The sequence below is a fragment of the Mycobacterium sp. P4_H6 genome, assembly GCF_056400845.1.
In genome coordinates this window covers 1-15899 of sequence record NZ_JBFUKN010000035.1, presented here as the reverse complement: position 1 = coordinate 15899, position 15899 = coordinate 1, and the positions used below count along the sequence as shown (strand labels likewise).

At 65.9% G+C, this 15899-nt stretch carries 11 protein-coding genes and 1 riboswitch; of the genes, 5 read left to right on the top strand and 6 right to left on the bottom strand.

Translation table 11 applies throughout. The annotated features are described in order from the left end of the window. Positions 1-9: 9 nt before the first annotated feature. Entirely contained in the window at positions 10-963 is a 954-nt protein-coding gene (locus AC1DTF_RS16190) for an FAD-dependent oxidoreductase (protein WP_477474797.1), read from the bottom strand. Further along, positions 960-2384, bottom strand: coding sequence for a short-chain fatty acyl-CoA regulator family protein (locus AC1DTF_RS16185; protein WP_442928771.1), 1425 nt, complete (start codon positions 2382-2384; stop codon positions 960-962). The genes AC1DTF_RS16190 and AC1DTF_RS16185 overlap by 4 nt, the downstream gene beginning before the upstream one ends. 121 nt (positions 2385-2505) lie before the next feature. On the opposite strand from AC1DTF_RS16185, the gene prpD reads away from it, so the two are divergent. From prpD to AC1DTF_RS16165, 4 genes are read left to right on the top strand one after another with little or no spacing between them, the layout of a single operon-like run. Then, entirely contained in the window at positions 2506-4011 is a 1506-nt protein-coding gene (prpD, locus tag AC1DTF_RS16180; RefSeq protein ID WP_477474796.1) for a 2-methylcitrate dehydratase PrpD, read from the top strand. After that, a complete protein-coding gene (gene prpB / locus AC1DTF_RS16175) occupies positions 4008-4925 on the top strand; it encodes a methylisocitrate lyase (protein WP_477474795.1) in 918 nt (305 codons plus the stop codon). Before prpD ends, prpB begins: the two co-directional genes overlap by 4 nt. Continuing rightward, positions 4922-6079: a bifunctional 2-methylcitrate synthase/citrate synthase gene (locus AC1DTF_RS16170; RefSeq protein WP_477474794.1), complete on the top strand. Its 1158-nt coding sequence runs from the start codon at positions 4922-4924 to the stop codon at positions 6077-6079. The genes prpB and AC1DTF_RS16170 overlap by 4 nt, the downstream gene beginning before the upstream one ends. Further along, the gene (locus AC1DTF_RS16165) at positions 6076-6339 is read left to right on the top strand and encodes a WhiB family transcriptional regulator (RefSeq protein ID WP_477474793.1); all 264 of its coding nucleotides are present in this window, start codon (positions 6076-6078) and stop codon (positions 6337-6339) included. Before AC1DTF_RS16170 ends, AC1DTF_RS16165 begins: the two co-directional genes overlap by 4 nt. Positions 6340-6390: 51 nt before the next feature. Here AC1DTF_RS16165 and metE read toward each other — a convergent pair whose 3' ends face one another. Further along, positions 6391-8670 carry a 5-methyltetrahydropteroyltriglutamate--homocysteine S-methyltransferase gene (gene metE / locus AC1DTF_RS16160; RefSeq protein WP_477474792.1) on the bottom strand — a complete coding sequence of 760 codons (2280 nt, stop codon included), beginning with the start codon at positions 8668-8670 and terminating at the stop codon, positions 6391-6393. 137 nt (positions 8671-8807) lie between these two features. After that, positions 8808-9014, bottom strand: a riboswitch (cobalamin riboswitch). Between the two features lie 153 nt (positions 9015-9167). Next, complete coding sequence (locus tag AC1DTF_RS16155) at positions 9168-10334, bottom strand: hypothetical protein (protein ID WP_477474791.1); 1167 nt, start codon at positions 10332-10334, stop codon at positions 9168-9170. 184 nt (positions 10335-10518) lie between these two features. Here AC1DTF_RS16155 and AC1DTF_RS16150 point away from each other — a divergent pair, with 184 nt between their 5' ends. Next, positions 10519-11367, top strand: coding sequence for a glycoside hydrolase family 16 protein (locus AC1DTF_RS16150; protein ID WP_057170399.1), 849 nt, complete (start codon positions 10519-10521; stop codon positions 11365-11367). Between the two features lie 6 nt (positions 11368-11373). On the opposite strand, the gene AC1DTF_RS16145 is transcribed toward AC1DTF_RS16150, so the two are convergent. Next, entirely contained in the window at positions 11374-13269 is a 1896-nt protein-coding gene (locus AC1DTF_RS16145; protein ID WP_082614467.1) for a glycoside hydrolase family 5 protein, read from the bottom strand. 277 nt (positions 13270-13546) lie between these two features. Further along, on the bottom strand, positions 13547-15343 hold the full coding sequence (locus AC1DTF_RS16140; protein ID WP_477474790.1) for a cellulase family glycosylhydrolase: 1797 nt from the start codon (positions 15341-15343) through the stop codon (positions 13547-13549). Positions 15344-15899 lie beyond the last annotated feature (556 nt).

Below are 15899 nucleotides of genomic sequence, written 5' to 3'. Positions count from 1 at the left end.
CCGGGAGGGTCAGCCCACGAGCGCGGTGACCTCGCGCGCGCAGCCCCAGCACAAGGTGATCCCCGAACCGCCGTGCCCATAGTTGTGCACCACTCGTGCGCCGGATCGCAACCGCTCGCCTTCCTCGAGCCGGACGGCCGGGCGCCCGGGCCGCAGTCCGACGACCTGTTCGTGTACTCGAGCGTCGCGTAGCGCGGGCACCAGCTCGGCGCACCGTGCCAGGATCGCCGCGCCGACGGCCGGGTCGGCCGTGGTGTCCCATTGCCCCTCATCGAGGGTGCCGCCCAGAATGCAGTCCTCGGTCCGCGGGTGCACGTAGGCGCGGCCACCCGGATGCTCCTCGTCGCGAACCGACATCGTCAGACCGGGATTGCTGACCCGCACGACCTGCCCCCGCACCGGATACACCGACGGGTCGTCGACCAATTTGCCCGCGCCCAGGCCGGCACAGTTGATCACCACGTCGGCCCCGTCGCCCACCTCGTCCAGTGACCCCAGCTGCCGCTGGGTGACCTGGGCACCGAGGGTGCGGACCCGGGCCTCCAGCCATGGCAGGTAGCGGGGCATCTCCGCCAGCGGCACCGCGTAGCGCAAGCCGTAGGGGTAGCCCTCAGGCAGTTCGTCCGGCCGGGCCGGCCGGACATTGCCGACGGCGGCTGTCCACCCGGGTTCGCCCGGCGGTGTTCGATAGAGGCTGAGCGACTCGCGCATCACCATCCCCGGGGCGTGCGCCGCCGCCTGCTCGGCGAGCACCTCGAAGGTGTGCGCGCCCCAGCCCGATACGCGTTCCCACGGGGCGACGTGGGTGGGGAACCACACCGCCGCCGCCACGGCCGAGGTGGTGGACATGGCGCGGTCTGCGGCCACCATCCGCACCCGGTGGCCGGCCTCCAGCAGAGAGATGGCCGTGGTCAGCCCGCTGATCCCGGAGCCGACCACGACGGTCTGCAGTGCCGCGGTCACGGTTCGAAGCTACGCGTGGCCGGCGGGTACGGCAGGTTGCTGCTGGTATGCGGATCGACCTGAACGGGTCGGCCCACATACGGGAACGCCCGTTGTGGGCAGACCGGCCGGTCGCAGATGCGACAGCCGGCCCCGATCGGCACGGCTGCGTCGGCATCGGTGAGGTCGATGCCCACCGAGTAGACCAATTTGTCGGCGTAGGCCAGGTCGCAACCCAGGCCGATCGCAAAGCTCTTCGGGGTGCCCAGATACCGGCTGGGTGTGGACACCGAGGTCTTGGCCAGCCAGAAGTAATTGCGGCCGTCCGGCATCTGCGCCACCTGGGTCAGGAACTCGCCGGGGCGCGCGAACGCATGATGCACCACCCACAGCGGGCAGTTGCCGCCTACCCGGGAGAAGTGAAAAGCGGTGGCCGACTGACGCTTCGAGATGTTCCCCGCGCTGTCCGTGCGGACGAAGATGAACGGCACGCCGCGGGCGTCGGGACGTTGCAGGGTCGACAGCCGGTGACAGACCGTTTCGAAACCCAGCTCGAATCGCCGTGCCAGTCGGTCGATGTCGTAGCGCAGCTCCTCGGCGGCGGACAGGAAGATCCGGTAGGGCAACAGCAGTGCACCGGCGAAGTAGTTCGCCAGCCCGATGCGGGCCACGTCCCGTGCCTCGTTGCTGAGCTGGTCGTCGGTGGCGACGATCGCCGAGATCAGCTCCGAATGCAGTAGCAGCGCGAGTTGGGTGGCGAGCTGAAACGCACGTTGTCCGGGTAGCAGCCAGCGCGCGAGATACAGCGTGTTCGTCTCGGCGTGGAAGCGCCGCTTTACGTCTGAACCCAGCCTGTCTCCGTCGTCGACGATGACCGTGATCCCGAATTCGTCGGCCAGCAGCGTGGCCAACTGGGCATCCACACCACCCAGTTGCAGACGGTGTCGGGTGAACAGCTCCTCGGCGGCCCGGTCGAGCGCGTCGATGTAGTTGCGCCGGTCGTAGAAGAAGTCGCGGACCTCTTCGAACGGCATCGGCTGCTGGGTCCCGGCTTGCGCGTCGAGGTTGGCGCGCCCGTGCACGGTTTCGAGTTCGGATGTCGCGTCGTGCAGTCGCCGGTGCATGCTGACGACGGTCTGGCCGACCTCCGGCATCCGGGCCACCAGTTCTTCGATCTGGGCGATGGTGGCGGGCCCGTCGGCGAGGATCTCCCGCAGATCCGACAGCAGCCGGGCGTCGGAATCCGGGGCGAAGTAGTGGGTCGGTAGGTCGAAGCGATCGGCGAGGGCGAGGAGTACCGAAACGGTGATCGGGCGCTGGTCGTTCTCCAGCTGATTGACGTAACTGGTGGACAGGCCGAGAGCGCGGGCCAGTGCGACCTGAGTCAGGCCTCGTTCATCTCTGAGCCGCCGTAGCCGGGCTCCCGCGAAGGTCTTCGCCACCGGGTGTAACCCTATAACAGGCGTCTTACACAACATTCGCAAAATGTGCCGGCCAAGGACGCACAATTACGCATTTACAAGTACTTTCGCACGATATCGCCGCCTGCGTACCGTGCGGAATATGCAGATCCATGACGTCCGGACACGACGCAGCGCCGAAGACTTTCCACGCACCGAGCACCTCGCCTGGAAGATCGCCGAGGTGGCCGCAGACCCCGTCGAGGTCGCGCCGGAGACCGAGGAAATGGTCATCAACCGCCTCATCGACAACGCCGCGGTGTCGGCCGCCTCGGTGATCCGTCGCCCCGTCACGGTGGCCCGGGCGCAGGCACTGGCCCACCCCAACCGTCATGGCGCCTCGGTGTTCGGAGTCGACGGCAAGGTGTCCGCGGAATGGGCCGCATGGGCCAACGGTGTCGCGGTGCGTGAACTCGACTTCCACGACACCTTCCTGGCCGCCGAGTACTCGCACCCAGGCGACAACGTCCCGGCACTCGTGGCAGTCGGCCAGCAGCTCGGTGTGCGCGGATCCGACCTCATCCGCGGGCTGGCCACCGCCTACGAGATCCAGGTCGACCTGGTCAAAGGTATCTGCCTGCACGAGAACAAAATCGACCACGTTGCGCACCTGGGCCCGGCGGTCGCCGCCGGCCTTGGCACCATGCTGCGACTGGACACCGAGACCATTTATGCCGCGATCGGTCAGGCACTGCACCTGTGCACCGCGACCCGGCAGTCCCGCAAGGGATCCATCTCCAGCTGGAAGGCGTTCGCGCCGGCATGGGCCGGCAAGGTCGCCATCGAGGCCGTGGACCGTGCCATGCGCGGCGAGGGCTCCCCTTCACCCATATGGGAGGGCGAGGACGGCGTCATCGCCTGGATGCTCGGCGGCCCCGAGCGCAGCTACCCGGTGCCGCTGCCCGCGCCGGGCGAGTCCAAGCGCGCCATCCTGGACACCTATACGAAAGAGCATTCCGCGGAGTACCAGAGCCAGGCGCCCATCGACCTGGCCCGCCGGATGCGGGATCGAATCGGCGATCTCGATCAGATCGCCTCGGTGGTGCTGCACACCAGCCACCACACCCATGTGGTGATCGGCACCGGATCCAACGACCCGCAGAAGTTCGATCCGGGTGCCTCCCGCGAGACGCTCGACCATTCGGTGATGTACATCTTCGCCGTAGCCCTGCAGGACGGTGTCTGGCACCACGAGCGGTCCTACGCCCCCGAGCGCGCACACCGGCCCGACACCATCGAGCTGTGGAGCAAGATCTCCACCGTCGAAGACCCCGAGTGGACCCGGCGCTATCACAGCACGGATCCGGCGGAGAAGGCGTTCGGCGCCAAGGCCGTCGTCACGCTCAAGAGCGGTGAGACCATCGTCGACGAGCTCGCTGTGGCCGATGCGCACCCGCTGGGTGCCCGCCCGTTCGCGCGCGAACAGTATGTCGGCAAGTTCAGCGACCTCGCCGAGGGTGTGGTGGAATCCGAAGAGCAACAACGCTTTCTGAGCGCCGTCGACGCAGTTGCCGGAATCAAGCCCGGGGGACTCGGAGTGCTGAACATCCGCGTCGATCCGCGCGTGCTGGACAAGGCGCCCACGATTCCGTCGGGAATATTCCGGTGACGGGCCTGCTCGGTTCCGCCATCTCCGCTGCCGACAAACGGATCAGGTTCCGCAGCGCGCTGAAGTCCGGACGCCTACAACGCTTCCCAGGAGCCTTCTCCCCGTTGGTCGCCAAGCTGGTCGCCGACATCGGGTTCGACGGGGTGTACGTCTCCGGAGCGGTGCTGTCCGCCGATCTCGGTCTACCCGATATCGGGTTGACAACGCTGACCGAGGTCACCGGCCGGGGTGCCCAGATGGCTGCGGCAACGGATCTGCCGACGCTCATCGACGCCGACACCGGATTCGGTGAGCCGATGAGCGCGGCCCGCACGGTCACTGTTCTCGAGGATGCCGGGCTGGCCGGCCTGCACCTCGAGGACCAGGTCAACCCCAAACGCTGCGGGCATCTCGACGGCAAGGCCGTCGTCGAGACCTCCGAGATGGTCAAGCGTGTGCGGGCGGCTGTCGCGGCCCGCAGGGACCCGAACTTCGTCATCTGCGCGCGCACCGACGCCGCGGGTATCGAGGGAATCCCGGCGGCCATCGATCGAGCCAAGGCCTACGCCGATGCGGGCGCCGACCTCATCTTCACCGAAGCGCTGCATACCCCAGCCGAATTCGAGCGGTTCCGCGACGCGGTGGACACCCCGCTGCTGGCCAATATGACCGAGTTCGGCAAGTCGCAGTTACTCACCGCGAGTCAGCTGTCCGATGTCGGCTACAACGTGGTCATCTATCCGGTGACCACTCTGCGACTGGCGATGCACGCTGTCGAGGTCGGTCTGCGTGAGATCGATTCGGCGGGAACACAAGCCGGACTGCTCGACCAGATGCAGCACCGCAGCAGGCTCTACGAACTGCTGCGATACGCCGAATACAACGAATTCGATTCAGACATCTTCAACTTCAGCATTCAGGGAGCATCGACATGACCAGCGCCATCGAAGACACGCCGAAGATCTACAAGGGGCTGGCCGGCGTCGTCGTGGACACCACCGCGATCTCCAAGGTGGTCCCGGAAACCAACACGCTGACCTACCGCGGCTACCCGGTGCAAGACCTGGCCGCGCAGTGCAGCTTCGAGCAGGTCGCCTACCTGCTGTGGCACGGCGAGCTCCCAGGAGATCAGGAGCTCGCGCTGTTCAATCAGCGTGAACGCTCCTCGCGGCGACTCAACCGGTCGTTGTTGTCGCTGCTGACCAAGCTGCCGGAGAACTGCCATCCGATGGACGTGGTACGCACGGCGATCAGCTATCTGGGTGCCGAGGACCCCGATGAGGACGACAGCTCGGTTCCGGCGAACTACGCCAAGGCATTACGGATGTTCGCCGTGCTGCCCACCATCGTGGCCGCCGATATGCGCCGCCGCCGCGGGCTCGACCCGATCGCACCGCACAGCCACCTGGGCTACTCGGAGAACTTTCTGGCGATGTGCTTCGGCGACGGGGCGAGCGGAGCGACAGGGAAGGGCTGGGTGCCGGACCCCGTGATCGTCGAGGCCTTCGAGCAGTCGATGGTGCTGTACGCCGAGCACAGCTTCAACGCCTCCACCTTCGCGGCCCGCGTGGTGACCTCGACCCAATCCGATATCTACAGTGCGGTCACCGCCGCCATCGGTGCGCTGAAGGGCTCTCTGCACGGCGGCGCCAACGAGGCCGTCATGCACGACATGATGGAGATCGGACGCGCCGACAATGCGTCGGCCTGGCTGCACGACAAGCTTTCCCGCAAAGACAAGGTGATGGGCTTCGGCCACCGCGTCTACCGCCACGGTGACTCCCGGGTCCCCACCATGAAAGCGGCGCTGGAATCCGTCGCGGCGGCCAGGGACGGGCGCCGCTGGCTGGACATCTACGACGTGCTGGAGAAGGACATGCAGGCGGCGACCGGCATCAAACCGAATCTGGATTTTCCGACCGGGCCCGCATATCACCTGATGGGCTTCGACATTCCGAGCTTCACCCCGATCTTCGTGATGAGCCGTATCACCGGCTGGACCGCGCACATCATCGAGCAGGCCGCGTCCAACGCGCTCATCCGGCCGTTGAGCGACTACAGCGGGCATCCGCAGCGCGCGCTGAGGTGATCAGACCCGAGGATTGGCGACATCAGGCTCGATGCCGTGACAGGGATCCCGACCTGTTCTTCCATCCCGACGGTGAACAGGTGCGGTCCCGGCGCCGACGGTTGGCGGTTGCCCGGGAGATCTGTGGAAAGTGCCCGGTCAGGTGGGAATGCGCGAGGTTTGCGATCGACAGCGGTGCGGACTTCGGAATCTGGGGAGGAATGTCGGAAACCGACCGCGCCAGGCTGTTCGTGATTGCCGATCAACGTCGCGGCGCATGAGCGAGGAGACTGTGGCCCGGATCCCGTGTGGATCCGGGCCACAGCGCTATCTCAGTGCTCGGTGCGCACCAACGCGGCGGCCTGCACCAGGTTTCGCAGCGACGCCGTCACCTCGTCGGTTTTACGGGTCTTCAGGCCGCAGTCGGGATTGACCCACAACCGCTCGGCCGGCACGGCCCGCAGCGCGGCCCGCAACGACTCGGCCATCTCGTCGGTGCCGGGGACCCGGGGGGAGTGGATGTCGTAGACACCCGGACCCACGCTGTTGGAGAACCCGATCGCGTTGAGGTCGTCGAGCACCTCCATGTGCGAGCGCGCCGCCTCGATGGAGGTGACATCGGCATCCAGGTCGGCGATCGCGCCGATCACCTCACCGAACTCCGAATAGCAGAGGTGGGTGTGGATCTGGGTGCTGTCGTCGACACCCGAGGTGGAGAGCCGGAACGCACCGACCGCCCACTGCAGGTAGGCCTGCTTCTCCTTGGACCGCAGCGGTAACAGCTCCCGCAGCGCGGGCTCGTCGACCTGGATGATCGCAATCCCCGCCGCCTGCAGATCGACGGTCTCCTCGCGGATGGCCAGCGCGATCTGATTGGCAGTGTCCGCCAACGGCTGATCGTCACGCACGAACGACCAGGCCAGGATGGTCACCGGCCCGGTCAACATGCCCTTCACCGGCTTGGTGGTGAGCGACTGGGCGTAGGTGGCCCAGTCGACCGTCATCGGCTCGGGCCGCACGACGTCGCCGTACAGGATCGGAGGACGCACGCAACGGGTGCCGTAGGACTGCACCCAACCGTTCTGGGTGGCGAAGAAGCCATCCAACAGTTCGGCGAAATACTGCACCATGTCGTTGCGCTCGGGCTCGCCGTGCACCAGCACGTCCAGCCCGATCTCTTCCTGCAACCGGATGACCTCGGCGATCTCGGCCTTCATCTGCTCGTCGTAGCCGGCCTGATCGATCTCGCCGGACCGCAAAGCCGCACGGGCCTTACGGATCGCGGTGGTCTGCGGGTAGGAACCGATGGTGGTGGTGGCCAGCGCCGGCAGGTTCAGCCGCTCATCCTGGCTGCGCCGCCGGTCTGCGGCCGGGCCACGCGTGGTTCCGGACGCCAGCACCGTGTCCAGCTGGGCACGGACCTTCGCGTTGTACAGCCGAGGATCTGTCTTCCGCGAGGCCGCGGCCCGGGTCGACGCGGCGATCACGTCCGCCACCGCATCCCGGCCGTCCCGCAGCGCAGTGGCCAGCGTCGCGACCTCGGTCACCTTCTCGGCGCCGAACGCCAGCCAACTCCGCAGTGCCGCATCGAGTTCGGTTTCGGGATCCAGGGAGTAGGGCACGTGCAGCGTTGAGCACGACGTGGAAACGGCGACTGCGCCAGCCTGACCCAGCAGGGCGGTCAGCCGCGCCAGCGTGGCATCCAGGTCCGTCGCCCAGATGTTGCGGCCGTCCACGATGCCCGCGACGAGCAGCTTGTCGGCGAGTTCGGGCACCGAGACCACGGCCTGGTCGCCGCCGGCCACCAGATCGACACCGATGGCTTCGACCCGTGTGCGGGCCAGCGCAGGCAGCACGTTGTCCAGTGCACCGAAGTAGGTGGCCACGAAGATCGCCGGACGCTGTTCTGCGACAGCGAAATCGGAGTACACCCGCTCGGCCAGACCTGCCGGGTCCGCCACGATGTCGGTGACCAGCACCGGCTCGTCGATCTGGACCCACTGAGCACCCGCGGCGGCCAGGCGCGCGAGCAGATCCCGGTACAGCGGCAGCAGTTCGCCGATGCGCTCGATCGGCGCGCCGGCCCCGTCGACCGCCTTGGACAGCGCCAGGAAGGTAATCGGCCCAATGATCACCGGACGGGCCGGGATACCCTGGGCAAGAGCTTCTTTGAGCTCACCGAGCACCTTCGACGGGTTCAGCGAGAACGACGTCTGAGCGGAGATCTCGGGGACGATGTAGTGGTAGTTGGTGTCGAACCACTTCGTCATCTCCAGCGGCGCAATGTCGCCGGTGCCACGCGCGGCGGCGAAGTAGCGATCCAGTTCGTCTTCGATTCCGGCGACGCGGGGCGGCAGCGCACCCAGCATGGCCGCGGTGTCCAGCACCTGGTCGTAATAGGAGAACGTGTTGACCGGGATGGAGTCCAGACCGGCGGAGGCCAGCGCGGACCGCGTGCCGTGCCGCAGGCCCGAGGCGGTTGCTTCCAGCTTGGCGCGGTTGATCCGGCCGGCCCAATAGCCCTCGGTGGCGCGTTTCAGCTCGCGGTTGGGGCCGACCCGTGGCGATCCCAGGGTGGTGGCGGTGAACGGTGCAGCAGATTGTGGTGACACGGTACGTCCTTCGACAAGATGGGAAGCCCGTCGCCCATAGGTACGTACAACCGAAGAAACCACCGTGAGCATTCCGTGCGCACGATGACCACACCGGCCATACGCCCAGTCCTCGAGGCGATGCGCCGCCGGGCGCGGCGCGCCCAGCACAGCTGGCAGGTCTTCGGACTCACAGGCGCACACCGTTGAGGTGTTCCTACTGGCCGTCGCTTCCCGGCGTCAGCGTGAGCTGCGCACCAGTGCCTATGACGGCGGTCGTTCCTGCTTACCGCTGCGGGACAGTCCCGGATTCTCACCGGGTTCCCTCTCACGATGCGATCGTCGCCGACCGCATTGCTCGATGCCGCAAACGCAGAACGCACGTTCGTGGCAGACCAGCTGCACCTGGCACTTTACCGGTCAGCAGACCGGCGTAGCGGGCCAGGTCGAGACGACTGTGGGCCCCGTGCACGCAGACCACCTCGATCCTGTGCATGAGGCCCACAGTGGATGCTGAGTTACTCCGACGCGGTGGATTCGCCCTTGCCGCCACCGGCTTGCGAGTCCGAGCGGGACGTCGACCCGCCCCCGGTGAGCTTCTTGACGGTGCGGCCGAMGTTGTCACGGAAGTCCTTGATGCCCTGCCGGATTCCGGCGGCGGGATCGACCTTCGCGGGCTTGACCGGCTTGGTGGTCGCCGTCTCGTCGGTGACGGTTTCGCCTTCGGTTTCGGTGATGTCTGTGTCGTCGGCGGCGGGGGTGGCCGTTTCGGTGGGTTCCGGTGTCTCCACGACCGTCTCGGGCTCGACGGTCTCGCTGACCGGCTCGACGGCGGCCTCCACGGGGCCTTCGATGACGGTGTCGGTGGTGGGTTCGATGACGGCGGTGTCCGCCTCGGTGGTGCGCTCGTCGCGTCCGGTGGACAGGCTCACCAGGTTCGCGTTGGCATTCGGGACCGTGGTGACGATGTCGTTCGGTGTCTTGATGTCGCGGACCCGCGGCGGTTTGCCCCACGGCGTGAACAGACCGGGCGCCGGGATGTACTGCCCCTCACGGCCGGGCAGGATCGGGCCGAGTTCGCCGTAGCCGCCGAAGAGCAGGCCGTCGATCACGTGGAACGGCGCCCTGACGATGGCCTCGATGAAGGGCTCGATGCGCAGCGTCGTCATCGAGTAGAAGATCTCCGAGTGCGCCACCCCGGCACCGCCGATGGCACTGAGGACCGGCCCGATCAGCCGGACGAACGCATACTCGACGAAGTCGGGGATCTGGCGGATCTGATCGCCCAGGACCGGGAAATTGCGGGCCACAGCCTCGGCCACCGCGTCGTTGAGCGGGCCGATGAGCAGCGGTGTGATGGGCGCCAGGAAGATATCGGTGACCAGGGCGTAGTTCCAGTGCAGCAGGTCGGCGTCGGGCCACTGCTCGTGCACGGTCCACCACAGATCGGGGATCTTGCGGGTGAGCGCGTCCACGCTCTGCTCCACCGCGGCCCGGGCGCCGTTACCGATGAGCTGCAGGTCCTGGACCAGCCCGGCCGGCATCACGTCGGTGGTGACGACGCGCGGGGTGTCGACGACGGCGCGAATCTCCGGAGTCACGGTCACCGGGGTCAGCGCGATGGCACCGGCACTGGCAAGAACAACGCCCGTGGTGAGGGTCTGTCGAAATACCTTGTTGGCCATGCCTTTATGACTCCTGCGTCGGATTCGATAGTTTGCCGACGCAAACGCTAGCCGAGCCTGCGGTGAAAGTGGGGCCTCCCTATTCGCCGTCTGCGGGGTTCGTTGTTCGCGTGGTTGCGCGCGAAACCCGCCCTTTCTCGTTTATGGTTCGGCTGTGCCTGATTTTGATCGACGCAGTGCCTTGATGATGCTGGGACTGGGTGCGGCCGCCGCCGCACTACCCTCCCCGGCGGCCCACGCCGAACCCATCCCGGGTGATTTCCCGCCCGGACCGGTGCCCGGCCCCGGCGCTCCGGCGCCCGCGGCGGCCGCGCCGGCAATGCTGTTCCAGGACGAGTTCAACGGTCCTGCGGGCTCGCCCCCGGACCCGGCCGCATGGTTCATCGTGCCCGTCCGGGAGACCATCAGGAACCCCGTCGAATGGGACAAGCCCTACAACATGGGCCGCTACGTCACCGATCAGGAGCACGTCTTCCAGGACGGCAACGGCAACCTCGTCATCCGCGCCACGCGCGGCGAGGGTGCGAACATCCAGGAAAAGTACGCCAGCGCGAAGATCATCGGCAATTGGCGTGGCGGAATAGGCACCACCTGGGAAGCCCGCATCAAACTCAACTGCCTGACCGACGGCGCATGGCCGGCGTTCTGGCTGCTGAACGACGACCCGGTCCGCGGCGGTGAGATCGACCTGGTGGAGTGGTACGGCAACCGGGACTGGCCGTCGGGTACCACCGTGCACGCACTGCTCGACGGCACCGCGATGGCGACCGACAAGCATCCGGTCGACGGCAATTGGCACACCTGGCGCATGACCTGGCAGCCGACCGGCCTGTACTTCTGGAAGGACTACCAGCCGGGCATGGAGCCCTACTTCACGGTGCCGGCGAACTCGCTGAACCCGTGGCCTTTCAACGATCCCGGCTACACCATGGCGCCGATCTTCAACATCGCGGTCGGTGGCTCCGGCGGGCGCGAGCCCGCCGGCGGCAACTACCCGGCCGAGATGCTGGTCGACTGGATCCGGGTGTTCTGAGGCGGGTTACTTCACCCCGCTGGACGCTGCGGTCTTCGGTGCCTTTGCCGTCTTGGCGGTCCGCGTCGTGGTCGTCGTACGGGCGGTGACCGGTGGCGCGGTCTCGGCCTCCTCGGCGGGCTCCTGCTCGGCTTCCTCCGCGTCCGGCTCTTCGGTCACGTCGTCGGACGGGGGAGCGGGTGCCTCGGTCTCGGTGGCCTCGGGTTCGGCGGTCACGGGGACCTCGGTTTCGGTCACTTCGGGTTCGGCAACCTCAGGCTCGACGGTGGCGTCGGGTTCGACGATATCGGCGTCGACAGGCTGAGTGTCGACACCCTCGGTGGTGACGACTTCAGCGTCGCCGGCGGTGGGCTCGACCACTTCCGGGTCGGCGGGATTCTCCGGGACCGCCGGGGTGTCCTCTTCCTTCGCGGGGTCGTCGACCGTCAAAACTGTTGCAGCAGCCATCATCCGGTTCTGCGCCGGCGCGGTGCTCTCGATTCCCAGGCAGCTCTTGACCTTCTCGACCACCCAGTTCACCGAGTTGACGATGGCGTCGGCGATACCGTGCACGACCTTGGACGTGATGTCGACGATGCCCTCGACGACGTTGACGGTCACCTCGGCAATCGTCTTCACCACCCACACCGTTGCATCGATGAATGCCTCCACACCCCACACGATGGCATCCACCACGCCGTTGATCACCTCGCCGGTGATCTCGACCACGCGGCTGACGACCTGGCGGATCGCGTCCCAGATGGGGTTGTCGGGTTCGAGATCTTCGAGGAAGTCTCGGATGACCTGTACCGCAGGCTTCTCGGACCAGTCGGTGTACCAGATGCCGAAGTTGTCCTGATCGCTTGTGCTGCCGGTGTTGATGTCTCGGGTGGAGTAGATGAAGATCGGTCCGGTACCGTCCTCGCGCTGCCAGCTCGCCAGGAAGTCCGCGAGGAACTCGGCCTGCTTTTCCGGCGAGTTGTACAGCAGCGGATGGGTCGGGTCGAACGGCGTTGTGGGAAGGCCGTATTCGCTGGCCCACACCTTGAGATCACCGTCGCCGTACTGCTCCATCAGTTCCCTGATCGCGCGCAGCTGCAGAATCGGGGAGTCCGATTGTGTTGCACCCTCGGAGAACGGGATGTCGTAGTGGTAGGGGTGGAAAGAGAACGCATCGAAAAAGCCGTGTGCGTCGGCGTCGTACATGCCCTGCAGGAAATCGATGGGGTTCATGGTGAAGTCGTTGCCGACGGTGCGGCCGGATCCCAGCACGCCGGCGACGACGGTGATGTCATCGTCCGGGTCGTCGGGATCGTCGAATGCCTTGATGGCTGTGTAGGCGGCTTTGACCATGCTTGTGTAAGCGGCGGGGTCGACGGGGTTGAGGAAGAACCGGCCGTTCGGTTCATTCCAGACTTCGAGCGCGGAGACCTTGCCCTCGTATCGCTCGGCGACCGCGCCGGCGAATCGGCCGAACGCATCAAGATTCGGTACCCCCGACAGCGGCGGGCTGCCCGCCCACGCCGGAGTCTCATGAAGGACGCCGAGCACACCCATGCCGCGCCGGTGCGCTTCGTTGATGACGTAATCCGTGGCACCCCAGAAGAAGTTGCCATCCTCGGTGAGCTGCGTCGAGATCCAGGAGATGCCGATGCGGACGTTCTGGACACCCAGCGCTTGCATCATGTCGAGTTGCTTGTTGATGAGGTCCTCGTCGTCGAGGCGGACCAGGTTCGAATCGGCCAGGCCGATGGTGGTGGGTGTCTCTTCGATGGCGGCGACCATGTCGACGGCATAGGACGCCGCGCGCAGGCTGATCGGTGGCCGTTGTTCGGTGGTTGCGCACACCGTGGCGAGTACCACGGCCGCGGAGACGGTGACGATCGTTCGCCGCTGAACGCTGCGACGAGCTGGCTTCCTCATGACGACTCCCGACGGTCGTGAAAGCGGCCGGCGGAAGCTCAGCCAGTTCAGAGACTAGCCCAACCAGGCATCCTGAAATAGGCAATGACGTGGTCAAACGGCCGAAATTTGACGGGTATCCCAGGTGGTCGGGAGAGGAACCGCGCCATGATTTGCGGACAGTGCGTATCTCGCGCGGAAGTACGCTCTTTGCCACCCTGCTTGCGCTGGCAAGCAGTTAGCGGAGACAAGAGTCAGCCGGGGCAGGCGGACATCCTGCCCCGGCTGACTTGTCTGGTTATTCGCCCGAGCTACTGGACGAGCTGTCGCTGTCCGAAGAACCGTTGGACGAGCTGTCGCTCGCCGTGCTGCTGGACGAGCTGTCGCTCGCAGAAGCCGACCCGGACTCGGCTTCTCCGGATTCCGAACTCGACGATGCCGAGCCTGCGCTCGACTGAGTGGCGGTCGATCCGGCGGTCGCCGAACCACTTTCGGAGGTTTCCGACTCGGTAGCAGCGGACTCCGTGGTATCGGACGCGGTGGTGTCGGACTCTTCCGTATCGGTCGACGCGGACGCGTCGGGCTCATCGGTCGCGGTCGCGGTCGGGGCCGCTGTCTCGGTCTCCGCAGTGTCGGATTCGGGCTCGGCCTGCGTGGCTTCGATCAACGCTGCGCGGGACGAGTCTGTGCTCTCCAGTGCGGGATCCGTTGCGCTGGCGGGCTCTCCAACCTCGGCCTCGGCGTCGGACTCGGTCAGATCGGCAGGTTCAGCCGGTGCTTCTTCGGGTGCTGCCGCGGTCCGAGCCGACACCGTCGTCGTGGCCGGCGCGGTGGTGGTGGCCTGACCCCATGCCGCCGCCCAGTTCGCCGCGGCTTCGGCCAGCGCCTTCTGCCAATTCGCCACTGCCTCGGCCACCGGGTCAGCCGGTGTCGGGGTAACCGGCTCCTCGGCCACCGGATCGGTCGGTACCGTCGGGATCCCGATATCGGGGATCTCGTCGATCGGCGGAAGGCCATCGGACGGAAGCGGACCGTTCTCCTCAATCCAGGCCTGCACGATCGCCGCTGCCTGCTTCGGGGTGTAGTCGTCACGGAACAGACCCCAGGTGTCCTCAACATCGGTCGACGCGCTGTTCCGGTCGATCAGCGAGTAGATGAACATGGGACCCGTGCCCTCGTGTTCGGACCAGGTATCCATGAAATCGTCGATGAACTCGGCCTGCTGAGCCTCCGAGACATACGAGGTCGGCAGACCGTATTCGCTTGTCCACACCTCTTTCTCGCCGTCGCCGTACTGCTCCATGAGCGCCTGCATGGCCTCCAGCTGGCCGACCGCCGAGATCGCGTTGCCGGCGCCGTCGCCGAACTTCCAGTCGTAGTTGTACGGGTGATAGGACAGCGCGTCGAAGTACCCCGCCGCGCCGCTTTCATACATTGTCTGGACGAACTCGACCGGGCTGATGTTGACGTCGCCCCAGGTCAGTCCCGCGGTGACCACGCCGCCGACCACGGTGCCGGTCGGGTCGACTTCCTTGATCGCGGTGTAGCCGGCCTTCAGCAGTTCGGTGTAAGCGGCGGGGTCGGGCTTCGGTGACCAGAAGACGAAACTCTGTGGCTCGTTCCAGATTTCGTATGCGGAGATGCGTGCGGATTCGGGATCGCCGGCGCCGGCGCCGTAGCGGCTGGCCAGTTCGCCCATGAAGTCGCCGAAGTCCTCGGGGTCGCGCGGGGCGCCGTATGCGGAGTCCTGGACATCTGATGCCCAGGTCGKGGTGCTCGTGACCGCGCCCAGAACGGCCATGCCGCGCTCCTCGGCTGCGTCGATGACCTTGTCCACGTCGGCCCAGTTGTAGGTATCCGGGGAAGCTTCGACCGCACGCCAGGGGATGAACATACGGAACTGGGTGACACCCATGGACTGCATGGTGTCGAGGGCGACGCCGACCTCTTCCGGGGTCATGAAGTACAGCTCGGATTCGGCGATGCCAACGGCGTTCGATGAGGTGTCGATGGCCGCAGCCAGTGACACAGCCGCCGATACCTGCCGGATCGCGTCCTGTTGCGGCGACATGCTCAGCGGTGCCGCGGCACCCACGTGCACTGCTGCACCGACGAGCGTGAACGCGAACAACGGTGCYGCGACTGAGCAAATCGGTTTTGCTGATCGCTGCCTAGGGCCCCACATGATGTCATCTCCAAACTTCCGCAAACCCGGAATAGTTGTTGTGATGCGGTTCACACCGCGGACAACTCGAGCAATACCCGGGCCGCAARTGATCCAATCAGGGCAGTTGAAAAGAATGGCGAATAGAGAATGGTTTGATGGGCTCAATAACGCATGAATTGCCTGTTCACAGGCTAATCGTGAATTGCTGTCCGGGTCGATTACTGTGTGAAATTGCGTGAATCGGCCCACTCCCGCCAATCATATTTCTAGATCGTCAATTTCTGACTAACGCAGCACGTTAAACAATTTTCAGTGGCGCAAATTGCACGCTTATAGCAAATCACGATCGAAAAAGGCTTTTCAAGATCGTATTTGCTGACCTTCAATATCAGTACGAAATGTCCTAGTAATCGGCGAGGCGAGCGCAGCTTGGCGCTTCGCGACAACTGGCAACATCTGCCAAAACTTCGCCACGTGGCTCACA